The sequence below is a fragment of the Roseibium sp. HPY-6 genome (assembly GCF_040530035.1).
Classification (GTDB): domain Bacteria; phylum Pseudomonadota; class Alphaproteobacteria; order Rhizobiales; family Stappiaceae; genus Roseibium.
In genome coordinates, this window is the sequence record NZ_JBEWCD010000001.1 from 687,765 (window position 1) to 714,165 (window position 26,401).

The 26,401-nt window shown below is 57.2% G+C and carries 18 protein-coding genes; 5 read left to right on the plus strand and 13 right to left on the minus strand.

What is annotated here, in order from left to right; all coding sequences use genetic code 11:
- Positions 1-13 precede the first annotated feature (13 nt).
- On the minus strand, positions 14-2,053 hold the full coding sequence (locus tag ABVF61_RS03355) for a M10 family metallopeptidase (protein WP_353992112.1): 2,040 nt from the start codon (positions 2,051-2,053) through the stop codon (positions 14-16).
- Positions 2,054-2,516: 463 nt separating this feature from the next.
- On the opposite strand from ABVF61_RS03355, the gene ABVF61_RS03360 reads away from it, so the two are divergent.
- Positions 2,517-3,641 carry an efflux RND transporter periplasmic adaptor subunit gene (locus ABVF61_RS03360; RefSeq protein ID WP_353992113.1) on the plus strand — a complete coding sequence of 375 codons (1,125 nt, stop codon included), beginning with the start codon at positions 2,517-2,519 and terminating at the stop codon, positions 3,639-3,641.
- A complete protein-coding gene (locus tag ABVF61_RS03365) occupies positions 3,634-6,747 on the plus strand; it encodes an efflux RND transporter permease subunit (protein ID WP_353992114.1) in 3,114 nt (1,037 codons plus the stop codon). Before ABVF61_RS03360 ends, ABVF61_RS03365 begins: the two co-directional genes overlap by 8 nt.
- Positions 6,748-6,822: 75 nt before the next feature.
- On the opposite strand, the gene ABVF61_RS03370 is transcribed toward ABVF61_RS03365, so the two are convergent.
- From ABVF61_RS03370 to flgB, 11 genes are all read right to left on the minus strand, one after another.
- Entirely contained in the window at positions 6,823-8,565 is a 1,743-nt protein-coding gene (locus tag ABVF61_RS03370) for a CAP domain-containing protein (protein ID WP_353992115.1), read from the minus strand.
- Between the two features lie 538 nt (positions 8,566-9,103).
- Positions 9,104-9,439, minus strand: coding sequence for a cupin domain-containing protein (locus tag ABVF61_RS03375; RefSeq protein WP_353992116.1), 336 nt, complete (start codon positions 9,437-9,439; stop codon positions 9,104-9,106).
- Positions 9,440-9,681: 242 nt separating this feature from the next.
- Positions 9,682-11,046, minus strand: a complete 1,365-nt coding sequence (gene chrA, locus ABVF61_RS03380) for a chromate efflux transporter (RefSeq protein ID WP_353992117.1) — start codon at positions 11,044-11,046, stop codon at positions 9,682-9,684.
- On the minus strand, positions 11,015-11,833 hold the full coding sequence (locus ABVF61_RS03385) for a chromate resistance protein ChrB domain-containing protein (RefSeq protein ID WP_353992118.1): 819 nt from the start codon (positions 11,831-11,833) through the stop codon (positions 11,015-11,017). The genes chrA and ABVF61_RS03385 overlap by 32 nt, the downstream gene beginning before the upstream one ends.
- A gap of 141 nt (positions 11,834-11,974) precedes the next feature.
- Entirely contained in the window at positions 11,975-14,524 is a 2,550-nt protein-coding gene (gene cckA / locus ABVF61_RS03390; protein WP_353992119.1) for a cell cycle histidine kinase CckA, read from the minus strand.
- A gap of 161 nt (positions 14,525-14,685) precedes the next feature.
- Positions 14,686-15,765, minus strand: a complete 1,080-nt coding sequence (gene flhB / locus ABVF61_RS03395; RefSeq protein WP_353992120.1) for a flagellar biosynthesis protein FlhB — start codon at positions 15,763-15,765, stop codon at positions 14,686-14,688.
- Between the two features lie 9 nt (positions 15,766-15,774).
- Complete coding sequence (gene fliR / locus ABVF61_RS03400; RefSeq protein WP_353992121.1) at positions 15,775-16,548, minus strand: flagellar biosynthetic protein FliR; 774 nt, start codon at positions 16,546-16,548, stop codon at positions 15,775-15,777.
- A gap of 22 nt (positions 16,549-16,570) precedes the next feature.
- Positions 16,571-16,837, minus strand: coding sequence for a flagellar biosynthesis protein FliQ (gene fliQ, locus ABVF61_RS03405; RefSeq protein ID WP_353992122.1), 267 nt, complete (start codon positions 16,835-16,837; stop codon positions 16,571-16,573).
- 24 nt (positions 16,838-16,861) lie between these two features.
- Positions 16,862-17,176, minus strand: coding sequence for a flagellar hook-basal body complex protein FliE (fliE, locus tag ABVF61_RS03410; protein ID WP_353992123.1), 315 nt, complete (start codon positions 17,174-17,176; stop codon positions 16,862-16,864).
- A 33-nt stretch (positions 17,177-17,209) separates the two neighbouring features.
- On the minus strand, positions 17,210-17,620 hold the full coding sequence (gene flgC, locus ABVF61_RS03415; protein WP_353992124.1) for a flagellar basal body rod protein FlgC: 411 nt from the start codon (positions 17,618-17,620) through the stop codon (positions 17,210-17,212).
- A gap of 28 nt (positions 17,621-17,648) precedes the next feature.
- Positions 17,649-18,053: a flagellar basal body rod protein FlgB gene (flgB, locus tag ABVF61_RS03420; protein WP_353992125.1), complete on the minus strand. Its 405-nt coding sequence runs from the start codon at positions 18,051-18,053 to the stop codon at positions 17,649-17,651.
- A gap of 420 nt (positions 18,054-18,473) precedes the next feature.
- Between flgB and ABVF61_RS03425 the strand changes: the two genes are divergently transcribed.
- From ABVF61_RS03425 to ABVF61_RS03435, 3 genes are all read left to right on the plus strand, one after another.
- A complete protein-coding gene (locus ABVF61_RS03425; RefSeq protein ID WP_353992126.1) occupies positions 18,474-20,051 on the plus strand; it encodes a hypothetical protein in 1,578 nt (525 codons plus the stop codon).
- Positions 20,048-20,815, plus strand: coding sequence for a flagellar type III secretion system pore protein FliP (fliP, locus tag ABVF61_RS03430; RefSeq protein WP_353992127.1), 768 nt, complete (start codon positions 20,048-20,050; stop codon positions 20,813-20,815). The genes ABVF61_RS03425 and fliP overlap by 4 nt, the downstream gene beginning before the upstream one ends.
- Positions 20,816-20,918: 103 nt before the next feature.
- Entirely contained in the window at positions 20,919-21,989 is a 1,071-nt protein-coding gene (locus tag ABVF61_RS03435) for a DUF2336 domain-containing protein (RefSeq protein WP_353992128.1), read from the plus strand.
- Positions 21,990-22,021: 32 nt separating this feature from the next.
- Here the strand turns inward: ABVF61_RS03435 and ABVF61_RS03440 are convergent, their stop codons facing one another.
- Positions 22,022-26,278 (minus strand): tetratricopeptide repeat protein, encoded by a 4,257-nt coding sequence (locus ABVF61_RS03440; protein WP_502949942.1) that lies wholly within the window; start codon positions 26,276-26,278, stop codon positions 22,022-22,024.
- Positions 26,279-26,401 lie beyond the last annotated feature (123 nt).

The window sequence follows — 26,401 nt, forward strand, 5'->3', positions numbered from 1 at the left end:
CGCAAGGCCTACATCAAACAAACACAAAATCGTCCGGCTGCAGCACAGAACCGTCTGAAAACTCGAAATTGTCCACTTCGGCACCCAAATCGTTGATGCGAACCTGACCTGTTCCGCCGGCCCAGGACAAGAGCATGTTGCTGTCACTGTCCGTGGAAGCATCGACATCGGCGACCTTGAGATCCTTGAAAAACAGCGTGTCGATGCCGTTTCCGAACAGTTCGACGATGTCGATCCAGCCGCCGTTCGAGGAGACGACATAGGTATCGTTGCCGCTGCCACCTTCCAGTGTTTGCCAGCCTCCGGAAGAACCACCGGCATCCAGGGTATCGTTTCCGGCGCCCCCAATCAGAGTGTCCGTGCCACCGCTGCCCTTTAGAATGTCGTTGCCGCCGCCACCATCCATCCAGTAATCGACGCTCGCATCGTTGCCGACAACACGGTCGTCCTTTTCTGCGCCCTGAAACTGCTCGAACCCGTACCAGGAGAGTCCGGACGTGTTGAATTTCGATTTAGCTTCTATGACCAGCTTGTCCGTGCCGGTTCCACCGACATCGCGTGGCGTGCCGTTATCCCAGAAATTGTCGCCGCTGCCATAGTAGATCGTATCGTTGCCTGTGCCGCCGAAATACGTGTCGCTGCCCCAGCCTCCCCGCAAAAGGTCATTCCCGGCACCGCCCAGAAGCTCATCGTCTCCGGCATTGCCGACGAGCGTGTCGTCGCCGCCGCCCCCATCCAGCACATAATTTACCGAGCCATCATTGCCGACGACACGGTCATCGCGCCCGGCGCCAATGAATTTCTCAAATCCGTACCAGGAAAGTCCGCTGGTGTTGAAGATCGACCCGTTCTCCATAATGAGCGTGTCAATGCCGCTTCCGCCGACATCCTTCGGCGTCCCGTTGACCCAGAATGTATCGCCGTTTGTGTAGTAGACGATATCGTCTCCGGCACCGGCCGACATGTTGTCCTTGCCGAAGCCGCCGCGAAGGATGTCGTTGCCGCCACCGCCAATGAGATCGTCATCGCCATCATTGCCCAGAAGCGTGTTGTCGGAATTGTTGCCGATCAGTTCGTCGTTGCCGCTGCCGCCGCTGGCGTTTTCAATGATGGTACCGCGCGCAACGATCAGGTTCCCTGTCAATCCGCCAACGTTCGAGATAGCTTCCTGGTTCAGGTCGATGCGCTGATTGGATCCGACATGCGAAAAGTCGAACAGATCCGTTCCACCATTATCGTAGATAGTCATCGCAGCGGTTTGATTTGAATCGAAAAACGTCTCCAGATAGCCGCCGGCATTGGAGTTGTTGCCGTAGACGGTTTCGCCTGTGCGAATACCGGTCGGCGTGCCGTAGAGATCCTGGATTGCAACGATGTCGGCAACCATTGGCGTGATCACATAGGCGTAGCTCGCGTTGATATAGGTGTTTTCCGTCTGGCTGAAATAGGACATGACGGTCGCTTGCCAGGAATCGTTCAGGTAGTGGTTGTCAACGCCGTATGTCGCCGACCCGTTGTAGTTTCCACCGTGCCGCAGCCCGAGCGCATGACCGATTTCGTGGATGTATGTCTGGAAGGAGTAGCTGTTGATACTGGTTCCGTAGGAATTCAGCCATGCCTTCGACACGTTGACATCCGCGGAGATCATGTCGCCGTTGCTCCACCAAGAATAGCTGGCATAAGCGCCCGAATTCTCATCGTCGAATGTGATCTGTGCGCCGCTTGTGACAAAGGAAAAATTCAGCCCCGTCACATTCTCCCAGGCTTCCAGCGCATTTGTCGCCAGAAACTTCCCGGCATTGGTCAGCCCGGTGATGTCGACCGTGATCGTGTCACCCGGACCGGCATTGAACGATATCGGAGACCCATTGGATGTTTCCTGCGTGAGCTGGTCCGCAATCTGGTCGTTGGTAAAAACTGGAAGCGGCATCGAAGAAACAGCAGACCCGTCCGCCAGCGCATTGGCCCCAGCGCCAACACCGTCATCGCAGCTGAAGCCGGAGACAACGGGAAGTTCGGAAGTGCGGCCGGTCGCAACACAGAGATCACACATGTCGTACTTACCTCATTTGTTCTTGTCAGATCCGATGAATTGCGGTGACAGCGGAGCACCGGCCACAAAAAAGGCAGCGCGCTGCAAACGCAGCACCACTGCACAAAAGCTCCACCTCATCGCAGACATCAGGTGTCGATGGATGCCCGATTACCCAAGGACGTTTCATGGATTCCAACCTATGAAGAATGCGATTCACTCACAAGTAAAATTAAAATACATTTCCACAACGCAAACTTAAGACATCACAAAAGAAATATGTAATTCGAATTTATTTTGAATTTTTAAGTACTTCATCGACAAATATTACAAGAAATGCAATCAGGCTCTACAGAAAGACTTCGCCACGCAAAGCCGTGTAAATTGACTGGCGGGCCCTGCGCATACACCTTGCGAAAACCGTCAAGACTGTGATCTTTTTGGCCTCAATAGTGAAATACGGCGAGCCCTTGGAGGATCGTGAATGAACCGGCTGGCGGGTTTGATACTGGCAATTGCTTGCGCCTTCGGGCTGGGGATCTGGGTGTCTTCAAGCGGCCTTATTTTCTCAAGCGAAACTGCATCTCAAGGATCTCCGGCGGATGACGCCTCGAACGGGGCTTCGCCGCAATCGGCGTTTCCGACCAACGCCGTCGTCGTGACGGCAACAGCCGTAGCCTTTACTCCTCCCCGCTCCCGGATCCAGTCGATCGGAACCGGAAAGGCGATCCGGCTGATTCATGTCACCGCGGACGTTGCCGGCACGGTTGAAGAAATCCACGTTCAGCCGAACACCGATGTCGAAGCAGGCGACCCGATTGTGACTCTGGAACGCAAAACCCAGCAAATTCTGCTGGAAAGCGCAAAGGCCGAGCTGGACCAGCAGTCTGCGTCCTTCAATCGCTATCAAACCCTCCTCGATCAGAGCAGCAATGCCGTTTCCCAGGCGCAAGTTGACGAAGCAAGAGCGTCCCTGGCCGTCGCCGAAGCAAAGGTTGCGGAGGCTCAGTATGAATACGACCGCAGGACTATCAGGGCGCCGTTTTCCGGCCGCATCAACCTCAATGACCTTACCGTCGGCAGCTATCTGCCTCAGGGTGCGGAAATCGTAACGCTCGTGGACGCCAGCAGCCTTCTTGTGGAGTTCACTGTTCCCGAGACAGCGATCAGCCAGATCAGGACCGGCGTACCGGTTCGCCTGACGACACCCGCGCTCGTCGGACGGGTTTTCAATGGCGAGGTCACGTCTTTCGACAGTTCCATTGACGAGGAATTCCGAACAATCCGCGTCCGTGCGGAAGTCCAGAACCCGCAGAACCTCCTGTTGCCCGGGATGACCTTCAGCGTCAGTCTTGCAAGTAAGGACGAGCCGATGCCAATGGTTCCGGCGGTCTCGATCCTGTGGAGCCCGAATGGAGCCTATGTCTGGAAACTCGGCGCAGAAAACCAGCCGGAAAGGATTGACGTCGTCCTGCGACACCGGCTCGGCGACAATGTCTGGCTGGAGGCCGATCTGAAGGAAGGCGACGAGGTGATCAGGGACGGTGCCTTCAAGGTCAGCCAGGGCGTGACGGTCGCTGTCGAAGTCGCGGAGACGACTGATGGATGATACCGGGCAAGGCAGCTTTTCGCGCAGCCAGCTCGGATTTGCCGCGACGTTTGTCGGCCGGCCCATCCTGGCGCTTGTTCTCAATCTGCTCGTCATCATTGCAGGCGTAACCGCGTTCAGCGGTGTTGAAGTCCGGGAACTTCCGAATGTCTCCAATCCGGTGATATCGGTTCGTGCGATATATCCGGGAGCAGCGGCCAGTACCGTGGATGCGGAAGTAACCAGCGTGCTTGAAGACGCCCTTGCGCGATTGGAAGGTCTTGAGAACATTTCCGCGACATCGTCGTACGGAAGCGCCAGCCTGACGCTGGAGCTCAACACCTCGACCGATGTCACCGAGGCGGCAAACGACGCACGCGATCTTGTTTCAAGGGCGCAACGGAACCTGCCGGACGATGTCGAGGACCCGACGGTGCAAAAGAGCGATGCCGATGCGGATCCGATTGTCCGCCTGGCCCTCAGTGGCAGCCTGCCACTGACCGATCTTGCTTCGCTTGCAGAGGGCATTGTCTCGGATCGGCTTCTGGCCATCGACGGCGTTTCGGAGGTCCAGGTCGCGGGCGACTATGCCCGCATCATGCGCGTCACGTTCTTTCCGGTGGCGCTCGCGAGCCGGGGCATTTCCCTTGCCGATATGCGCGCCGCCCTTTCCAGCGCCAACCTGGATATTCCCCTCGGCGCCCTGGAAACACCCACCCAGGAGCTCGTGGTGCGCTCCGTGGCATCAACGACCACCGAAGAAACCATATCGGCGATCCGCCTCAACCGGGAGACCGTGATCGGGGATGTTGCCTTCGTCCAGTTTTCCTCCGACGACCCGTCCGTAATCACCCGCATCAATGGTCAGCCCTCCGTCGGACTGAATATCATCCGCCAGTCCCATGCAAACACGCTCTCGATCTCAAATGCCGCGCGCATCGCGGTCGCTGACCTCCAGGAAGAACTGCCCGAGGGTGCCAATCTGATTATCGTTGCCGATGATGGCGTTTTTGTCGAACGCTCGATATCCGGCGTCGTCACGAGCATCGGGTTGGCGGTTGTCATCGTGGTCGCCGTGATATTTTTGTTCCTGCGCTCGCTGCGCGCGGTGGTCATTCCCGCGGTCGCCGTTCCGATTGCTCTGATCGGAACGCTCGCAGCGATCTGGGCTGCGGGATTTTCGGTCAACACAATCACATTGCTTGCATTGGTTCTGGCCACAGGCATGGTCGTCGATGACGCCATCGTTGTGCTTGAGAATATTGTGCGGCGACGGAAACAGGGTTTCGGCGCATTCGCGGCTGCCGCAATCGGCACGCGGGAGGTCTTCTTCGCGGTGATTTCGACGACCGCGACGCTTGCCGCCGTATTCATTCCGATTTCGTTCCTTCCGGGGCAAGCCGGCGGTATCTTCGGCGAGTTCGGCTTTGTACTGGCTTTTTCCGTCGCACTTTCCTCATTTGTGGCGCTGACGCTCAGCCCCGCGCTTTGCGCCTTCGTCGATCCGGGTAAACCCGACACGCAAACCGATGGTGTGAAACCACAACAAGGCACCAGCGTCGTCGTGGTTGCATTCGAACGACTGATCGCGGTTATCCTGAAAGCAAGGTACCTGGTTCTTCTCGCAGCACTTGTCTTCGCCGGAGGCTCCCTGGCGCTTTACGATTACCTGCCCCAGGAAATCACACCTTCCGAGGACCGGGGCACGATCATGATCGCCCTTCGCACGCCTTCTTCTGCCAGTCTGGAATATACGAGCCAGCAGGTCGCGCGCGTTGAAAAAATCCTCGAACCCTATGTCGCGTCGGGAGAAGTGATCGCCGTTCAGTCACTCATTGGGTTGAGATCAACGAGTTTTGCCCTCGTATTCGTCCGCCTGGACCAGTGGGAGAACCGGGCACGCAGCCAGCAGGAGATCGCAGCGGAATTTCAGGGGCCCGTCAGCCAGATCCCGGGGGCCTTCATCTCCCTGCGGGCATCCAATAGTCTGGGCATACGCGGCGCCGGACGCGGCGTTCAGTTCGCCATTGTCGGCAAGGAATACGACGAACTGGGCGATCTGACTAACGCGCTCATTTCGAAGATGGAGGACGACCCGGCCTTTGCCAACGTCCAGCTGGTCAACGAGATCAATCAGCCGCAGCTACTGCTCGAGGTTGACCGGGATCAGGCGGCAAATCTCGATATCGAGCCGCGCGACGTGGTGGAAACGCTGAACACGGTCATTGAGGGCAACAAGGTTTCCGAGATTTTTCTGAACAACGAGACAGTAGAAGTCCGCCTCGAGCTTGGAGGCCGTCCGATCAACGACCAGGGCGATTTGGAAAACACATTCATACGGGCCGGCAACGGCCAGTTCGTTCCGATTTCGACCGTTGCGAGATTGTCCGTTGCTGCCGCCGCCTCCACATTGAGTCGCGAAGCAAGAGAGCGGGCTGTCACGGCACAGGCCAATCTCGGCAGCGGTGTCGACCTTGGCACCGCCGTGGACAGGTTGAAGGACATCGCCCCTGACGTTCTGGGGAACGAAGGCCGGCTGGTGTTTCTTGGCGAAGCGGCGACGCTCGAAACCGGAGAGACAACGACGCTGCTTGTTTTCGCGGCCGCACTTCTCATTGTCTTTCTGGTGCTGTCGGCGCAGTTCGAGAGCTTTTCAAGCGCACTCATCATCCTGATCACCGTGCCCTGCGGACTTGGTACGGCATTGCTGGCAATCCTCGTTTCCGGCGGCAGCCTGAACTATTACAGTCAGATCGGACTCGTCATCCTTGTTGGTATCATGGCAAAGAACGGCATTCTGATCGTCGAGTTCGCCAATCAGCTCCGCCAGCAGGGACAGGATGTTGACACGGCGATCCGCAATGCAATGCGGATCCGGCTGAAGCCTGTGATGATGACCATGGCGTCAACTGTTGCCGGAAGTATACCTTTGGTGCTTGCGACCGGTGCCGGGGCCGAAGCCAGAACGGCGGTCGGTTGGGTGGTTGTCGGCGGCCTCGGCCTCGCAACGGTCTTCACGCTGTTCCTCACACCAGCTGTCTACCGCATCATCGCCAGCTGGGCGCAACCGCCGGGCGCGTCTGAAAAACGCCTTGCAGCCGAGCTTTCAACGGTTGAGCAAAACTAGTGGCGGTCTGTCAGGCTGGCTTGCGAGATGGACTGGAAAAGAGCTCCACTCGAAAAAGTGGAGCTCTTCAGCGTGTCAGACGAAGGCAAAATCGTCCGGTTGATATGTGGCGCCGTGCATGAAGACGAACTGGTCGAGATGTGCACCCTCGTCATTGATCGTCACCTGACCGGCACCGTCGTTCCAGGACAGGACCATCTTGTCCTGGGCATTCAGCGACACCTCGACGTCCGACCTTTTCAGATCCTTGAAAATCAGCGTGTCGTTGCCGTTGCCGGCCAGTTCGATGATGTCGACACGGCCCGAATTCGACGAGATGACATAGGTATCATTGCCGGATTGTCCGGAGAGTTTCTGAAGACCGCCTGAGGACGCACCGGGGTCGAGCCTGTCATTGCCGGAACCACCCAGCAGCGTGTCGTTGCCTGCGTTTCCTTTCAGGAAATCGTTGCCACCACCTCCGTTCAGGACATAGGCAACCTTGGCATCGTCCCCGACGACCCGGTCGTCCTTGTCCGCCCCCTTGAAACGCTCAAACCCGTATTTCGACAGCGCGGAGGTTACGAACTTGGATCCCGCCTCCACGACAAGCGTGTCGACACCCGAACCGCCGATATCTCTCGGCTTTCCGTTGTCCCAGAAAATATCGCCACTGCCATAGTGGATCGTGTCGTTGCCAGCGCCACCGAACATGACATCACGCCCGGTGCCACCTTTGATGATGTCGTTACCGGCCTTACCGTAGAGACGGTCGTTTCCAGGGCCACCGAGAAGCGTATCGTCGCCGGCATTTCCCTGAAGGGTGTCGTTGCCGCCGCCACCGCTCAGACGGTAATCGACCCCTGCTTCGTTGCCGACGACGCGGTCATTCTTGTCGGCCCCCTGAAAACGCTCAAACCCGTACCAGGAAAGACCCGACGTATTGAAGACAGACCCTTTGGCGATGACCAGCGTATCGATCCCGGCTCCGCCGATGTCTTTCGGAACACCATTGTCCCAGAAATCGTCGCCGTTGGTATAGGTCACCGTATCGTTGCCGTTGCCGCCAACAGGTGGCGGCGTTCCGCCTCCTTCCGATCCGTCCTTGACGTCGACCTTGACGTTCTTCCCCGATATCGAAAAGCTCTTCTCGATGGTTCCGTTAATGCCGCTGCCCGTAAACTTCGCGGTATAAGATCCGTTTGCAAGCGCAATGCTGTAGCCGCCTCCCGGATCAGTCGCTTTTGTTGCAACGGTGGCGCCGGACGAATTGACAATCGTGACTGTCGTAGCGCCCAACTCCTCGCCGATGTCGTAGAATTTGCTACCGTCTTCATCATCGAAGACAACACCGGTGACATAGTTCTTGGTCGTCCCGGCAAAGTTCTGGGTGCCGTAACTGGTAGAATGTCCTGCATTGCTTGGATGCCCGCCAATGGCATCGCCGATACCGATCACGGTGTAATCCGAATTGAGAATATTCGCCCTGTGTCCGGTCGAATTCATCCAGCCGGTATGCATGCCCTCGACAATCGCCTGCGGAACATAGGCACCGGATATCGGTGTGTGCTGGTTGAAGGGATTATAAGCGATGTTCTCACCCATCGGATATTCGTTCCACCCTTCTGCCTTCATGCGATCCCAGGGGCTCGATCCGCCTGCCCCGGTATGATCAAGAACGCGCCCGGATGCCATCCATTCGGAGTGTTTCTGCGCGGCAGCGTTGATCGGTGCGGCGGAGGCGAGTGGCTCCAGCCCGGCTGCCAACCGCTCCTTGTTGACAAGCTCCAGGATCAACTGTTCGCTGGAACTGAGCTTGTTCACCGGATTGTTGACCATTGCGTTTCCTTTCCTGCTGCAAATTTCACGCGAGAGGCTCGGTGCGAATTCTGGCGAAAGAAACGCCGCATTGCGGAAGCAATTGGCAAAAGATGTGTCAGAAAAATTGTCCCGCGGAGCGAGCAACCAGGGTTGTTGTTGAAATGGAAATCGTGAGCATCATAAGCTATTGAATAAAAACGTTTCTAAACAAAAAGACGCATCGTCCAACGTGGGAAAACGGCAACGCACTTTTGTTTGAGTTCACATCAGTTGTGCTTAAATACTATTCAAAAATCTCACATACAAATCAAATAAGACGATATTGGTTCTAATTTACAAACATATAACAGTTTTCATGTCTATAATATCAGCACCACCTTAGTATTTTCATGATTTTATTTCGAAAATAACTTGAAGGGCGAGGTTCCACGCGAGAGCAAACCTCAACGTCCAGAGGACAGCCGTCGCCGGCACGCCGCATGCAAAAATCAATGTTTCAAACGCTCACAGCGACGGGTGCGCCGCGGATCCTGGTCAGTCTCTTACGCCGACTCGCTCAGGATTTGACCGGATAGCGATCCGACTCCTCAAAGACATCAATCACCTTGGTTCCGGCCTTGATGACCGCACCATGCTCAGCACCGCTCGGGATGTTGTAGATCGCACCCGGTCCGAGCGTTTTGGTCTCCCCGGCAATCGTGAACTCGATTTCACCGTCGAGCACAGTACCCCATTGGGCAAGGTGGGAATGCGGCGGCAGCACCATGTCCTTTTGAAAATCAAAAAACACGACCAGACCGGCATCCGAGCGGATCGCGTGCGAAGTCACAACATCTTCCGGGAACGGAATGTCCAATGCGGGAAAACTTTTGATAAATTCCGGAAGCTGCATTCTGTTTCCTCCACATGCACACTCGTCCAAGACACGGGCACAGTGCATGGTCGGCGATCCGCATTCAAGCGATCTTTGAAAGAGCAACGCTTCGGCACCTATTTGGCAAGGCGCCGTTCGCAAATCGCTGCGCACCATCTCTGTTAATTGTTTTTTCTTTTAAAAGCATAGCGTTGGCACCAAGATCAGAATCAAAATCTGATGACGCACGGGGTGGAGATTTCACTGCCCCGTGCACTCTTTCAAGCAATTTGTGACAAAAGCAAACCGCCGACCGCTGCGAAAAGAAGTGTCCAGAAGAGGTTCACGTGGAAACGCAATAGCAGCAAAGCACACAGCGCTGCGAGCACAAGAACCCGCCAGTCCAGGCTTGAAAGATCCGGAACCCACAGCGTTACCCAGCCCAGCTCTCTTTGCGTGACAGTTGCGAAAAAGACATGAAGGGCAAACCAGACCGACAGATTGAGGACGACACCGACCACAGCGGCGATGATCGCCGACAATGCGGAGTTCAACCGGGGCTGGCTGGAAATCCAGTCGATGTAGGGCGCACCTGCAAATATCCAGAGGAAACACGGCACGAAAGTTGCCCACAGGGCAACAGCGCCACCGGCAAAACCAAGCGCAATTCCGCCCTCATGATACGCGGCGACATATCCGACAAATTGCGTGACCAGGATCAGCGGTCCGGGCGTCGTCTCGGCAAGACCGAGCCCGTCCATCATTTCACCCGCTTCGAGCCAACCGTGAAGCGCGACGACGTCCTGCGCCATATATGCCAGAACCGCATAGGCCCCACCGAACGTGACAACCGCGAGTTTGGAAAAGAACCAGCCAAGATCACCAAGGATTGGCGCGCCGCTCGCCCAGGCAAGAGCCGCGAGCGGTCCGAGCCATAGACTTAGCCCGGCAACGACAACACCCAGTGTACGGGTAAATGAGGTCTCGATCGCAACCTGTTCCTGCGGCACTGTCTGAACCGGCGCATTCATGAAGACGGCACCGTAAAGGGCAGCGGCCAAGACGATCATCGGAAACGGCAGCGACAGGAAATAGATGGCTGTGAAGGCAAGGACTGCGACAACCCATTGCCGCCGCTGTGTCAGCGCACGTTTGGAGAGCCTGAGAAGTGCCTCGATGACAACAATCAGCACAGCGGCCTTGATGCCCAGAAACAACTGGCTGATGATCGGCTTTTCGCCGTATGCCGTGTAGACGAAAGCAAGGGCGAAGATTGCGATCGCACCGGGAATGACGAACAGCAGACCTGCCAACAGACCACCTGCAATCCCACGCAGCTTCCAGCCACAATATGTTGCCAGCTGCATGGCCTCCGGCCCTGGCAACAACATGCAGAAGCCGAGTGCATTGACATAGGTCTTTTCTGACAGCCAGCCCGTCTCGTCGACCAGCTTGCGATGCATCAGGGCGATCTGGGCCGCCGGACCACCAAAGGACAGAAGGCCGATACCGCCAAAGACGGAAAAGAGCCGCTGCCAGGAGGTATCGCCGCTCTGCGGCAGACGCGCGCCGTCGACCGGCTTTCCGGTGAAAGTCGGTTTCGAAGACATGACATCAGCCCTTCCTGCCGGGAGTTGGCCAGTCATGTCCTTCGTCCGCCGCGTCACGCGCCCAGCGGTAGAAGGCGTCGTAGAGGCCCATTCCGGCCTCAAGTTGCTGAAGATCATCCTTGTGCATTCGCGAAAGACCGAGCGAAACTGCAAGCAGACCTGCCGCTTCCGGTGCGAGATCGTGCCGGTTCGTGTCGGCGCCGCGTACGATCATGGCAAGCCTTGAAAGCGGCTCGGTTTGAAGACTGAACTCCTCCAGCATGGTGTCGAAACTGCACATTTCCCCGCGATGGCTCCAGAAGACATTTTCAACGTCAAACGGCGTTGCATTGAACTTTTCCGCAACGGCTTCAACCTGCGCCGGCGATACAAACAGAAACCGCGCTGTTGGATCTACAAACCGGCGTATCAGCCAGGGGCAGGCGATCCGGTCGATTTTGGGTCGATGACGGGTTACCCAGACGGTTTGCCCCTCCTCGTTGCGTTCCGGCAGGCGGGCTGCAGGCACCATCGGCATGCCCGCCGCGCGCCATGCGATACAGCCGCCTTCAAGAATTTCGGCAGCGACACCGCTGGACCGCAAAAATGCAGCTGCACCCTCGGAAATTTTCAGCCCTTTCCAGCAGGCTATAACGACTTTTCGTCCATGCAGACGTGTTGCAATCTCGTCAATTCTACTGTGCGGGTGCCGGAAGGAACCGGGGATCAGGCACGGATCATCGTTGAAATCTTCGTCGATACGCGCGTCAACAATCACCGGTGCATCCGGTGTTCCGATCAATCTGGCGAGCTGGGAAACGGTGATGGAATTCAGAGACGGCATGGCGCGTCCTCCCGTTCAAAAAAGGGGTTCAAGGACGCGAAACTTCAGCTTACGCCTCACGGGGTGTTCGCTTTCCCCATGTGATTTAAGTGCCAAAAGGGTAGCGCTGTGTCAAGAACGCTGCTCCAACCAAGCCCGGTCTCAGCCGTTCAGGACATCCTTCACGGTCGTCGCGAGCTGCTTTAGCGTGAACGGTTTTGGCAGGAAGAAGAATTGTTCGCCCTCGGGCAGGTTTTCCTCAAAGGCGTCCTCGGCATAACCTGACACAAAGATGATCTTCAGATCGGGCTGGGTCTTGCGCAGCTCGACAAGAAGCGTCGGTCCGTCCATTTCCGGCATCACCACGTCGGAGACGACGAGGTCGATTTCACCGTCTGTCTCTTCCATGACTTCGAGCGCTTCGTTGCCTGACCCGGCCTCGTGGACCGTGTATCCCCGCGAAGCCAGGGCACGGGCTGCAAACGCGCGTACCGCTTCTTCGTCTTCGACCAGAAGAATAGACGCCGATCCGGTGAGGTCGGCAACCTTCTCCGGTTCGGTTTCCCTTGGCTCAGGCTTCGGCTCTTCGGTAACTTCGGGAATGTGCCGCGGTAGGAAGAGACGGAAGGTCGTGCCGATATCCACCTCTGAAGTGCAGAAAATGAAGCCGCCGGTCTGTTTTACGATGCCATAGACGGTTGAAAGCCCAAGACCGGTTCCCTTGCCGACTTCCTTGGTCGAGAAGAACGGATCGAAGATCTTCTCCATTACCTCCGGCGGCATGCCGTGTCCCGTGTCGTCCACTTCGACCAGCGTGTACTCGCCCGGCGGCATGCCACGGGTGTTCTCGAACTGGGTGGATTCGCTTTCCAAGACATTCCGCGTACGAATGGTGAGACGACCGCCTTCGGCCATCGCGTCCCCTGCATTCACCGCCAGGTTGACGATCACCTGCTCAAGCTGATTGAGATCGGCCATGACCGGCCACAGGTCGCGCCCATGGATAACCTTCAGCTCCACCTTCTCACCAAGAAGCCTGTCGAGAAGGATCGACAGATCTCCGAGAACATCATTGAGCTCAAGTTGCTGCGGACGCAGGGTCTGCCGCCTGGAGAAAGCCAGAAGCTGACGCACGAGCCCGGCTGCACGATTGGCATTCTGCTTGATGTTCATGATGTCCTGGAAGGACGGGTCGGTCGGCCGATGGCTCGCCAGGAGCAGATCGGAAAAACCGATGATCGCGGTCAGCACATTATTGAAGTCGTGGGCGACACCACCGGCAAGCTGGCCGATGGCCTGCATCTTCTGGCTCTGCGCGAATTGTGCTTCCAATGCCCGTTGCTGTGTGGTTTCCAGGGCATAGACGATCGCGGTTTCACCGTCCCCCTCCCCGTCCTGCACCGCAGAGACGTAGAAAGTCGCCGAGCGGGGATCGTTGCCTTCCACGAGCGGAATGTCGATCGGAGCGATTTCGCCAATACCGTTCGCGGCGGCCGACAGGGCCTTGGACAGTTCCTCGCGACCGCTGTCGGCGACATAGGCTTCCAGTTTCGGCGACTCATCGACGGAATCCACTGCCCCGAACAGCTTGAGGAACGGCGCATTGGTTCTGAGAACCCGGCCATCATTGTCAAGCGATGCAATCGAGATCGGGGTGTTGTTGAAGAAGCGGGCAAAGCGGACTTCGGCCGCCCGCAAAGCTTCTGAAGCTTCCTCGCCCCGTGACCGGTTCAGCACCAGCGTGCGGCTGTCGCCAGGTTGCCCGTTCTCTCCGAAAGGCACCCGGTGCAGGAGACGCACGGCAAGACCGCGGCCGTTCCGGGTTACGAAGTCAAGGTCGAAGGTCTCGCTTTTGACTTCACCTGCCTGCCCTTTGACCGACCGGATCAACTCGGTTCCATCTCCGCGCACGATTTCGGACAGGTCGAGATCACCGGCATCAAACTGGGCCAGATCATAGCCGAGCCAGTCGGCAAGAGTGGCATTCAGATAAACAATGCGGCCTTGTGCATCGCAGGAGAAGAATCCCGCGGGCGCATGGTCGAGAAAATTGATGACCCTTTGCAGCTCCTGGAAGGAGTTTTCCTGTTCGGCCCTATCCCGCGTAATGTCCGCAAGTTGCCAGATCGCCATCTTCTTGCCGCCGCTCTCGCTGGACGGCTCAAGAGGACGCACAGAAACACGATACCAGCGCGCCGTTCCATCCACGCGGCCCAGAGGAAAGGGCATCCTGATTTCTTCTTGTGCCTTGCGTCCGTCACGCATGGCCTGCGACAACCGGAAAATAGCGTCCGCGGCATCGGGATCGGATGAGAACACCCGCTCGACCACGCGAATATCGGCGGCCGTTTCCGCACCGGTGAGGTCCGCATAGGCCTTGTTGGCATAGACCAGCCGCCCATCCATATCCGTGATCAGCGCACCGTCGTCCATTGAGTCGACAAAGGCAGACGCAAGCGGATTGGCTTCTCCGGGACGCGCGGAAAGACGCAGAAAGCCGATGGCACCGGCAAAAAGGCAAAACACGCCGACGACGGCCAGGATGCCGAGCAGCGCAAGGATGAACGGCTGCGCGACTTCCCGGTCCATGACCGCGAACGCAGCAGCTGCCCCCAGAAGCAACAGCGCCAGGCCTATTAGCAGGCCTATATTTCCGGATCGCTCTGGCCGGCTGATCATAGGCCCGCCCGGCGCTCCGTCCATGTCACTCATACATCCTGTCTCCCGGCCCGATTCGCTTTACCTAGGGCCGTTTATAAGCATTCTGTGCTTACACCCTAATTTCAACTGATATGAAGCTTACTTCTGTTGAAATTCACGCGTTTGGCGCTGCCATACAGAGTAATTTCAGCAGCGGGAACGATGATGCCCGCTTAGTTGGCTCTCCAGGACGCACGTTTGCGCATGCGGAAGACGAAGCCAATGACCTCCGCAACCGCCTTGTAATGTTCCTCCGGAACTTCCTGGTCGATCTCAACGGTTGCATGCAATGCCCTGGCAAGCGGCGGGTTCTCCACAATCGGGATCTCGTGGTCCTTGGCGACTTCACGCATTTTCAGGGCGATCGCGTCAGTGCCCTTTGCCAGGCACAAAGGTGCGCCCATGCCCTCTTCGTATTGAAGCGCGACCGCGTAGTGGGTCGGGTTGGTGACGACAACCGTTGCCTGGGGAACGGCTGCCATCATGCGCTTACGGGAGCGTTCCATGCGGAGCTGGCGGATTTTCCCCTTCACCTGGGGATCACCTTCCGTTTGCTTGAATTCTTCCTTCACCTCGCGCAGCGACATCTTCTGCTTATTGAACCACTTGTTTTTCTGGTACATGAAGTCGGCGCCGGCGACGACGGTCATGATCACGAGGATTGCCGCAAGCAGCTGCAGCACCAGCACCCAGACTTCTTCCAGGATGACGCCTGTTTCAGCGAAAATGATGATTTCGGCCTCATCCCTGTGCGGCCACATCACAGCAACCATCGCCGCACCGACAATGGTTATCTTGAACATTCCCTTGGCGAAGTTGACCAGGCTGTCAGCCGAAAACAAACGCTTGAACCCGGATAGAGGGGAAATTTTCGAGAGTTTCGGCTTTATGGTCTCACCGGTAAACAACGGCTGGTGCTGGATCAGGTTTCCTGCGATCGCCATGACCAGCAGGGCAACCATCGGCAGCCCGACGATCAGAGCGACAGATTGGCCGGTGTCGCGCCAAAGTGCCTTCAACGCATAGCCATCGACCGGGATCTGGTGGGCATGCTCCAGATAGCCTTTCATCAGCTCACCCATCGACGAGGCTGCACCCGGAGCGAAAAGGGCAATCATCAGGGTCGCGCCGACGAGCGTGAACCATGTGCTGACTTCCTGCGATTTGGGAACGTCCCCCTTGTCATGCGCTTCTTTCAAGCGCTTTTGCGTGGGGTCCTCTGTCTTTTCTGAGTCGTCGGTATCGTCAGCCACGGCGATGCCTTACCCTACTATGAATTTCCCGAGCGACTCCTGGAAATGATCAAGATAGAACATCATCAGGGTCGCAATCAGGACCATAAGAAGCAACAACCCGACGGCGATGTTCACGGGCATTGCGATGAAGAAGATCTGCATTTGCGGCATTAGCTTGTTGAGCAGGCCGAGACCGAAATAGAACACCAGTCCGACAACCAGAAACGGTGCGCTCATCCGAACGGCGATCGTGAACACATGCGCAACGGTTTCCGTTGCGTTCTGCGCGAAATCACTGACCGGAGGCACATTCCCGGGAGGAAAAACGGTGAAGCTGTCATAAAGGGCGGCGATGATCAGGTAGTGTGAATCGCTCACAAACACCAGTGTGATGCCAAGTACGGCGAGAAAGTTGCCGTAGAGCGCACCCTGCTGCCCCTCGTTGGCTATATCCGTGCCAAGCGCGAAGGCAAGACCGGACTGGTTGGCCATGATCATGCCGGCAATCTGCAGGACGGACGTGATCAGCCGGGCGCACAGACCTATACCGAAGCCGATTGCCATTTCGCCGCCCAGCAACACGATCAACTGAGGCAGACTTGCGGTCAGATTTGGCGGATAGAGCGACGCTGCAACAGGGTACATCACGAGGGTCAGGGCGAGCGCGATCGTCAACCGGAAGCGCATCGGAATGGAGCTTTCCCCCAGCGCTGGCAGCAGCATCAGCATGGTACCAAGCCGCGCGAACATCAGCAGGAACGCAGCAGCGACCTCAGGCAGGAAATCAAGCTGTATGGTCATCGCTCACCCAGCGCCTGACGCCTCAACCGGTCGTCAGGATCATCTCTGTCACACGCCCCATGAACGCCTCAAGCAACTGGCTCATGAAGGGGAGCGTGACGAGAATCGTGACAAAGATCGCCAGGATTTTGGGCACGAACACCAGCGTCATTTCCTGGATCTGGGTCAGTGCCTGGAACAACGCGATGATCACACCGACGACCAGACCCACAACCATCGCAGGCGCCGCCACGAGTATCATGGTCCAGACCGCTTCACGTGCGAGATCGAGGACTTCACCTCCGGTCATGAATACACTCCCTGGAAATCCCGATCAGATCGGCATCCGCATGATTTCCTCATAGGCAGAAATGACTCGGTCGCGCACCGCAACCATTGTTTCAAGTGCCATCTCTGTCTCGGCCACGGCGGTCACCACATCGACGACACCAGTCTTGCCTTCAATCATGCCAATAGCCTGTGCATCGGCCTGTTGGCCTTTGTCGACGACAGTGTCGACGGCCTCTTTCACCATTTGCCCGAAATCGACCGATGCCCGGTCTGGAACACTTTCTTCGACAGCTCGCGCCTGCTGTTGCAGCTGCGCTGCCAGCTGATAGGCATTGTTTGCAATAGACGGAGTGGTCACGGCTCCTGCCCCCTTGTTAGATCAATCCCGCGATCAAGCTCTCAGGATATCGATGGTCCGCTGCAGCATGCGCCGCGTCGATTCAATCACGTTCAAATTCGCCTCGTATGAACGCTGCGCCTCGCGCATATCCGTGGTCTCGATCAGAGTGTTCACATTCGGCTGCAACACATACCCGTTCTCATCCGCCGCCGGATGTCCGGGCATGTATGTCGATTTGAAATCCGATGTGTCTTCCGCAACTTTGCCGAGTTCCACTTTCTCCACTCCAAGTTCCTTGTCGAAATGGCTCTTGAAGGTTGGGATCTTCCGCCGGTAAGGATCCTCCTCGGGCGTGCGTGCCGTGGAGTTCGCGTTGGCGATATTCTCCGCGATAATGCGCATGCGGCCGTTTTGTGCCTTCAGTCCGCTCGCGGAGACAAACAGTGATTTAATCAGATCCATCAGCGATCCTCCTAAGGTATTCCGGGTCTTATGCGCTTCTTGCAAGCGCGGTCCGGATAAGCCCCAGCCCTTTTGTGTAAAGGCTCGTTGCAGCCTGGAAATCCATCTGGTTCTGCGTGATTTTCATCATCTGCTCTTCCAGATTGACGTTGTTGCCGTCCGGCGTGATTTCAAAGGTGTCGAGCTTCTCGACTTTGGCCGGCAGGTTTCCGGAAATCGTTCCTGAAATGTGGCCAACCTTTGTCACTTTTGTCGATATGGAGGCATTTTGAAGACCAACATGGTCAGCAAAAGAATACGACGCCACATCCTTGGACTCGTATCCGGGTGTGTTCGCATTCGCGATATTTTCCGCCAGAACGCCCTGACGTGTTTGATGCCATTGCATTTTCGACTTCAGTGCCTGGAAGATCGGCAAATCCGTAACGGCCATTTCATTCACCTTCCATTAACCAACTAGGCAATCATTGCCGCCCAAATGGTTAATGAATAGTTAACGAATTCCCGGACATATTTCGTAAAGCACTTAAAAATCAGTGGAAGAGCCGGACTTTCTTTTGCATTTCGCGAATTCTACCAACTCAACAACAGGCAATATTTGCCCGCTTCTGTTAACTTTAACCCCTAGAGAGATTCGATGCGTATCCGCAAGTAATACGGGAAGGCTCTTGGAAGAAGCGGGACTGTTTCGCGTCAATGGCGCCCGGTACACGTCCGCAGATTGAAGCCCCTGCGCGACCGCCGGCAGAAGCCGGAAATACTGGGGATAAGCGGAATATTCCACAATTGCGGCAGGAGCCTGCAGTAACGGGTAACCACAATCAGTTCGCTGGCGGGGCGGCATGAGGTAAAGATGTACGACTGGATTGAATCGACATTCAACGTAAGCGGCGGTGCAACTCAGGCAATTGCGGTGGTCTTGGCGCTCGTCGTCGTCTTGCTGCTCTTCAGTCTTTTTGTTTTCGTCTTGAAGCGGCTGATGGGTTCCAATGCTCCCCTGAACAGAAGCAGGCAACCCCGCGTCGCCGTGATGGACAGCACGACGGTTGACACACGTCGGCGCCTTGTTCTGATCCGCAGGGACAATATCGAACATCTTTTGCTGATAGGCGGCCCGAGCGATGTCGTCGTGGAGCAGAACATTGTCCGCAACGCCCCGATCGCGGGAACCCGGCACTTGCCAAACACTGCGGCCGCGCAAACCGGACAGTCTCAGCTTAAGGTGCCGACGGCACCCGGCCCGGATATCCCGTTCAAGCCCGACGAAACCGCACCGCAACCGCAAGCTGCTCCGCGGAAGAACCCGCCCATGTCCGCTCCCATGCGGCAAGCCTCCGCAGGTCCGTCCGCGCTCACATCGGCAAAGCCGGTCACACCGGAAAGGGTCGCGCAACCGACACCCCCGAAAAACAGCAGTGAACCCGTACCTTTCGAGGCAGTGCCTCAAAAAGATCTGCCGGACCAGGCGCCTACAGAACCCGTTCGAAGCACCAACACGGCCGCCAATCTGCTGCGCGCTGCAACGCAAAACGGGTTTAACCGCTCTTCGAACGCCGCGCCGGCACCAAAGGTGGAACCAGTCACGACAGCGCCCGCAGAAACCAGTATCGGAGAAGCACCGGCGGTAAAGGTGGAGCCGCAGGCACTTTCGGAAGCCGGACCCGACAAAATGGCGGAGACCGGATCCTCATTTCGAAACCTCGCCCGCTCGATCGCAGGCCGGGAACGTCCGTCCCAGTCGTCAGGCCACACCATTACGCCGCCGGCATCAGGACCGGCTGCACGTGCAAAGACGGCTCTTTTGAAACCGGTTGAGACACCCGGCGCCGGCGCGAAATCCGAGACCGTTCTGGCTGAACCAGATCTGCAAATCGGTGAGGAAATCGTGGAGAAGGCGGAGACAGATAATGTGCCTGCCGAAGCCCTCGGCGCAGAAATAACGGCTGAGGCCTTGGAAACTGACACGGGCCCGTCTCAGGACATGTCCGAAGCAGCACCGGAGACGGTCGAGGAACCCGTATTCGACGAAGATCCGCAGGACAAAGCGGTCGAAGCGGTTGAACCTGAAACAGCTGAAATGCTGCCCGCGTCAGCCGAAGAGACCGTGAGTGAGGAGACACCGGCTCAAAAGGAAATCAAGCTGGACCTCGACCTTGCAGACCTCATGGAGGAGGATGTTCCCCCCAGCAAACCGGACGAATATGCCCCGCAGAAGCGCGCAGACACGGAGCGACAGCCGGCACAAACTCAGGTGCAGGCCGCAAAGACGACCGCTCCGGTGTCCAGCACCTCGGCGTTGCTCGAGATCGTGCCCGGTGCGCCGCAAGGTCAAGCTGCCCCAAGAGTTGTTCAGGGTCTGGGTGACAAAAACCCAATTGAGGACGAAATGGCAAAAATCCTCTACGAATTGGGTGGACAGCCAAATCAATGATCCAAGACCGTCGCGTTGTGTGGCAGGGCCGGTTCGTGAGGATTTTTCTCACATTTCTGGTGGCGACGCTGGCATTCGCCGCGCCCGCCTCTGCCCAGGAGATCTCCGTTGGTTTTGGAGACGACGCCAGCCTGACCGAACGTGCGGTTCAGCTGGTCATCCTGCTGACCGTACTTTCACTTGCGCCGTCCATTCTCGTCATGATGACAAGCTTCGTGCGCATCGTTGTGGTTCTGTCTCTGCTGCGCTCGGCCATCGGACTGCAAACTGCCCCGCCAAACATGGTAATGGTGAGCCTCGCGCTCTTCCTGTCTGCGTTCATCATGATGCCCACGCTGCAGTCGGCCTATGATGCCGGCGTCCAACCGCTCGTAGATGGAGACATAGAGTTCGAACAGGCCTATGAGCGTGCATCCGGCCCGTTCAGGACATTTATGCTGTCGCAGGTTCGTGAAAAGGATCTGGAACTTTTTCAGGAATTGTCCGGACAGGACGCGCCACAGGGACCGGAAGATCTCTCGATGGCCATTCTCATTCCGGCCTTCATGATTTCCGAGTTGCGGCGCGCGTTCGAAATAGGGTTTCTGCTCTATCTGCCGTTTTTGATCATTGACCTCGTTATTGCATCGGTTCTGATGTCGATGGGGATGATGATGTTACCGCCGGTCGTGATATCCCTTCCCTTTAAGCTCATTTTCTTCGTTCTTGTGGATGGCTGGAATCTCGTAGCCGGGTCTCTTGTAAAGAGTTTCGGCGGCGGCTGAGGTCTGGGTGACGTTGCTAAAGGTAGAAGAAAATTAATCTAAACATGTAAATATTTGCGGTGTCGGGCGCTTTCTGCTGCCTTCAGAGTTTTACGGAAGACCTGTGATACGAGAACAACTAGAACAACTTGCAAGGATCAAGGAACCCGAAGCAAGGTCGAAGCTGATCCGCACGCTTGTCGGCGAGTATGCACGCTCGGAAGAACACGAGCCTACCCCCGTTGAGCGTGAGCTGTTCTCACGCATCGTTCTTTCCGTATTCGATCAACTCGATCGCGAGGCGCGCTACGAATTGGTCGTCAGGCTCGCCAAGACCGACCGGATCATTGCAGATCTGGCGGACCGCCTGGCGCAGGAAGACTACGCGCTTTCAGAACCAGTGATCGAATGCTCACCGATGATAAGTCAGTCAGCTCTGATGCACTTGTCCAAGGCGGGAACCAATGACAAGCGGCTGTCCGTCGCCCGGCGTGATGATCTGAGCGAGGAGATGAGCGACACGCTCATCGCGCGCAGCAGCCGGAATGTCGTTCACATACTTCTGAACAATTCCGAAGTTCCTTTCTCCGTCAAGGGCATGCTTGCGCTGCTTATTTTCGCCAACACGGAACTGGAAGTCCTTGCCGGCATGGCGAAGCGGGCCCTGAAGGACGAAGAGTTTCTGGAAACCCTCAAGCTCATCCTGGAAACAGAGTGCCCGCTCCTTCCCCCGCCTTTGAAGACTGCGCTCGAGGACGATGATCTTGAACGGCTTGCGACCGCAATTGGCGACCTTGAGCGCGACGGAGACATCGAGCTTGACGGTGTCCGCTATTCCCGCCACGAAGCAAGCATACAGATCGCCAACGGTGAATTGTCCTTTGACGCGATCTTGAGAACGCTTTTTGAAGACGAGCGCATTGATGCGGCGATCTGGTTGATCGCGCGTAAGCTCAACCTTTCGGACGAAGTCGTTTCCGAAACACTGAAGTCGGACGCAGACGGTGCAATCCTACGACTTATGCTGCAGACGGGCATTGACGACAAAACCTATCGCGACTTCCTGAAAGCACGCAGCAAATGGCTCGATCGCAACACGCGCACGATCCCGGAGCTCGTCATGCGATACAAGGCAGAGCTCAAGAAGCCGCAATACACTTCGGACACTTCCTTCGCACTCAGCGCTGTCGGCTGACCACCCGTTCTTGTAAGGTCAACCTTGAAGGATCAGCCCGCCGGATCGCCTGCTGCGGTATCGGCTGCAGCCTGGTCATCCGGCGATCGGTTCGGTGACATGTACTGCCGGCGATATTCCTGCAGGAATGTCTCAAGTGAATCTGTGTCGGCCAGACGGTTGGCAACCTCCAGGAATTCGACACCCTGTGTTTCGATGGGGCGTGTCACGACCTCGAATGCCAGCGCCTCGGGGCTTTGCGCCATTTTTCCGGTATATTTGGTTTGTAGGCGCTCCAGGCTGAGTTGATCGCCAGCAAGCGAATAGGCAATCCCCGCACGCAGGACATCCCGGCGTTCCAGTGCGTCCAGCGGGATATTGTCCGACCACCGCGATCCATGCATGGCCTCAAGCTGTTCACCTGCATCGCGCCAGCTCTCCGCGGCCCAGAAGGTGTCTGCGCGAAGCCTGTCGACGTCCGTCCCGCGCATGTTCCGCACCAATTCAAGTGCCAGGTCCGGACGCCCGCTTTCCGTAAGCGCCCGCGCCTCCACAATGTTGCGCTGCCGCTCGAGTGTGGATGGCAGGCTGGCCTGACGGGATCTGTTGAGCACGCGAAGCGCTTCATCCGCCTTTCGGTCCATCAGGTAGATGGCGGCAAGGTCGGCCGCGATTTGTGCGCGCGCGGCCCCTTTCAGGCGATTGTCCACCTGATGACGCAGCAGTTCGGTTGCCTGGTCCAGGAGGTCAACCTCCACAAGGCGCTTGGCAAGCTGACGCACCATTTCATCGCCCTGACGTCCGATTGGCGTCAGTTCCCGGAAATCGTAGTAGAGCGCTAGCGCCTTGACAGGCGGCATTTCATCCGCCTTGCCGTCGAGGAAAAGCGCATTGAAGAGCCCGTTCATTTCCTCTTGCAGCAGGCGCGTCGTGTCAGAATCAGGATCCGCCTGAACGGCCGACTTCATGGCTTCAAAAGCTTCGCGATACTGTCCGCGCTCGGCAAAAAGCTGCGCCAGGAACCGGAGCGTTTTGAGTTCGACTTCGTCACCGCGCCAGGACGTGGCCAGTCCGGCGAGACGGTCGATCGTTTCGTCGACCCCCGCTTCTCCATCCCGGTATCGGATCCGCAATGCGCGATATTCGGCTTCCGCTGCACGCGGACGATCATCAGAACGCGTCACCAGGTCGAACACGGTGAGCGCTTCCTGGGAGCGGCCCGATGCATCGGCGACACGTCCGCGCAAAATGTCATAGCGCGCGGCCTGTGCGGACGTCACTTCACTCGGTTCGATTTCGGCAAGCACCCCATTGGCCAAACCGAAATCGTTGACTTCGACCAACGCCTGTGCAGCGGCAAGTTTGAATTCCGTCTGGATCGCAGTCGGATAATTGCCGATAACCGCGCGCCCACGCGGCATGGCAATGCGCGCGGGTGTCCAGTTTCCAAGGCGGACGTCAACGATTGTCTGCCAGATCGCCGCATCGGGACTGTTCTTGAGATCAGGACGGTTCAGATGCGTGTAGGCTTCCTCAGGCCGGTCGGCCATCGTCTGCGCAGCACCCATCATGAGGTTAAATGACGTGTCCTCGGCAAGAGCAGGCTCTTCTTCCAAGGCGAGCTTCATCAAACCAAGAGCTTCCTGGGCAAACTGGTGCGCAAGGTAGAACCTGGACAACTCAATCAAGGGCTTGCGACGCTTGCCGGCGGGAGATCGTGACAGTTTCCGCTGCAACTCGATCAGTCTCGAGCGGTAAGCGCCTGGCCCTTCCGTGGTGAGCGAAACGAACTCTACGTTCGTGCTTTCGGGATCGACAATATTGTTCAGCGCCCCGGTGCCGCCACGAAGATGCCGGTTCGAAAGCGCTAGCCCGCCCTCGCGCTCAATGATCACATCATCTCCGAGCACCTGCATGTTGATGCCGTCGGACTTGGACACGATCGCAATGCCCTGGGCCGAACTAAGCGCTTCCAGATCCACGAATCTCTGCGGCTTGAGCAAGCCACGCGGCGGCCCAAAACCTGTCACCAGAGAAATCGTGTCGCCCACAAAAGGATCCTCGACTTCCCGGATATGCTGCGGATCCCTGTAAAGGACCCGAAGCACGGACCCACCGTCGCCACGCACATTGCGCTCAAGCTGCAGCGGGATGGATGGTTCAAGGATCATGTCTCCGATGACAAGCGACCAGGCATTGCCATCGACACCCACCGTCGCAAGTACGGGATCGTTCATGTCCAACCGCAGGATCTGGTAGTCTTCAAAATGCTTCACTTCAATCGTCTCGGCCGTTTCGGCAAGAGCAGAAGCCATACCGCGCGTATCAATCGTCGCATCGGTATCGAAGACCAGCCAGATACTGTCGTTCCGGCGGAAAACTGCGCTTGAAACGGGCTCTGAGAACGGGAAAACCACGCGCACCGTGTTCCCAATTCGCCGCGCCTCTGCCGAGACGAAGTTGCGTACTTCCTGTGCAACGCTTTCAGGTGGACGCTCTGGCGAAGGTCTTTGCGCCTCGAACTCGCTGCCCCCGTTTGCGCGCCAGACTTCGGGTGAGGCGTCTTGCCGATTCGGCAGTTCGATTGCCGAAGGCACGCCACTCCCGCCAAATGTGGTGGTGCCTTGCAGCTGAACCGGTTCGGCGGCGTCGGTCATTGCAGGCATCTGTGGGGTGGTATTTTCGTTTGCCGGCTTCAAGGTGGGTATTCCGTTCCCACTGGAAGCTGCAGCTTCATTCTGACTTGAACCGATTGGTTGCTTTGAAAGATCCAGCATCGGGGCTTGCCGCACAGGTTCTTCTTCCTGGGCGATCGCCGGTACCGCTTCGGTCTCCGTCAGCGGCAACGCACCCGGTGAGGCCTGCGCCAGCAACGTCGGTCTTTGAACCGTACGCGCGCCCGCATTCTTTTCAGACTGTCCCGGCAAAATCGACGACGTGATCAAGACATCCAGGTCGCCGCCAGGAAGGACGACGCTCTCTGGTAGGGTCACGCCAACTTCCGGCGCAGGAACGGTTTCGACCGCCGAGGCGGTCGCAATCGAAAAAGTGTCTTCGGACGCCGCATCCCCCGGCGCTTGCGATGGAGCGCCGGTTGTCTGTTCCGGCGGATCCAACGCCTGAACAACTGGCTTTGCCCGCGGCGTCTGTGCAGCAGCGTCATTGTCCGCAGCCCCCGTGAGCAGACCGTTATCTGGTCCTAGGCCCGCGGTCTCCAGGAGATCCGGAGAAGACTGACCTGTTGGGATAACGGAGGACTGTGATGGGACGCTGGCTTCTTCGTCGCGCGCATCATTGCCGATCGGAATGACTGTATAGGCCGGAGACTCGTCTGCGCGGGACTCCTTCAAGACACCGCCTGAACTTCTCCCGGAGCTCACCGGCGGCAATCCTCTGGGATCGCTGACCTCGCGCGTGTCACGAAGCCCCGGTGCCGTGATCATGTTCTTCCGGTTTTCATTATCAGCGACCGAGAGTTCTTTGTTGATCAGCGCGTTGGCCGGATCGTTGACTTCCATGTTCTCCGGTGTCACGTCGATGACGTAAGTCTGTTCCTCGCGGAAAGCACGGATGTCGACCGAAGGTTCGACGCGCATCAGGAACTTCAGTTTTCCTTTGTCGAGAAACGAAGTCGCGTCAACGACGCCCTGTGGGAGATGCGCCCGCAGATGCGAAATATCCAGCTGCGCCGGATGATTGAACGTCAGCTTTATGATGTCGTTTTCGCGAACGAAGGCGGTGTCGAACTTGATCGACCAATCGAAGACAAGCCGGGTAAATGTCGGGTGTTCGCCGACATGCAATGTGACTTCCGGTCCTTGCTGAGATTTCAGCCTGGCCTGTTCAAGCGCGCGCACCTTCCGCATGGCGGCTTCTGCGCGCTTGGCCAGTTCCCGCACGACGTCGTCCGGCAGCCCTGGCGGCAATCCCTGCCAGCTCATCGGAAGGATGTCGACGAAGAGTTTTTCACCCGCTTCCAGTGTGTTGATCTGGTACTGATTTTTCAGAGCAAACCGGATCGCGCTCCCATCCGGATCGCGCCGCGCAATCGTGACATACTCTCCAAGATCAAGCGGAACGTCATCGACCTTGATGTCGACGGGATCTTCAAATGAAATTCTGAGGACACCACCCGTGATGACCGCGTCGTAGATCGGCAGGAGTGTCCGGTCTTTAAAAGTCAGGACGAGCCGTCCATACCCTTCTTCGGGGATCACCTGCAGCTCTACCGGCTCAAGCGTTTCCGCCCTCGCCGAATTGGAGAAAATGAAAAACGCTGCAAGGGCACAGGCAAGGACCGAGACAATCAGACGAAACAGACCGCGCACGCTTATCGCGCGCAGAAATTCGCCGCTTGAGCCCGATTTGAGGATGGATGCCTGCAAGTTGTTCAGTCCCCGGATACCGCCTACACGCTATTGTTAGTTAAGTGT

Bases quoted from the DNA above. Each gene is read 5' to 3' on its own strand.
- ABVF61_RS03355 (WP_353992112.1), bottom strand. From the start codon at position 2,053: ATGTGTGATCTCTGTGTTGCGACCGGCCGCACTTCCGAACTTCCCGTT.
- ABVF61_RS03360 (WP_353992113.1), top strand. From the start codon at position 2,517: ATGAACCGGCTGGCGGGTTTGATACTGGCAATTGCTTGCGCCTTCGGG.
- ABVF61_RS03365 (WP_353992114.1), top strand. From the start codon at position 3,634: ATGGATGATACCGGGCAAGGCAGCTTTTCGCGCAGCCAGCTCGGATTT.
- ABVF61_RS03370 (WP_353992115.1), bottom strand. From the start codon at position 8,565: ATGGTCAACAATCCGGTGAACAAGCTCAGTTCCAGCGAACAGTTGATC.
- ABVF61_RS03375 (WP_353992116.1), bottom strand. From the start codon at position 9,439: ATGCAGCTTCCGGAATTTATCAAAAGTTTTCCCGCATTGGACATTCCG.
- chrA (WP_353992117.1), bottom strand. From the start codon at position 11,046: ATGACTGGCCAACTCCCGGCAGGAAGGGCTGATGTCATGTCTTCGAAA.
- ABVF61_RS03385 (WP_353992118.1), bottom strand. From the start codon at position 11,833: ATGCCGTCTCTGAATTCCATCACCGTTTCCCAGCTCGCCAGATTGATC.
- cckA (WP_353992119.1), bottom strand. From the start codon at position 14,524: ATGAGTGACATGGACGGAGCGCCGGGCGGGCCTATGATCAGCCGGCCA.
- fliR (WP_353992121.1), bottom strand. From the start codon at position 16,548: ATGACCATACAGCTTGATTTCCTGCCTGAGGTCGCTGCTGCGTTCCTG.
- fliQ (WP_353992122.1), bottom strand. From the start codon at position 16,837: ATGACCGGAGGTGAAGTCCTCGATCTCGCACGTGAAGCGGTCTGGACC.
- flgC (WP_353992124.1), bottom strand. From the start codon at position 17,620: ATGGATCTGATTAAATCACTGTTTGTCTCCGCGAGCGGACTGAAGGCA.
- flgB (WP_353992125.1), bottom strand. From the start codon at position 18,053: ATGGCCGTTACGGATTTGCCGATCTTCCAGGCACTGAAGTCGAAAATG.
- ABVF61_RS03425 (WP_353992126.1), top strand. From the start codon at position 18,474: ATGTACGACTGGATTGAATCGACATTCAACGTAAGCGGCGGTGCAACT.
- fliP (WP_353992127.1), top strand. From the start codon at position 20,048: ATGATCCAAGACCGTCGCGTTGTGTGGCAGGGCCGGTTCGTGAGGATT.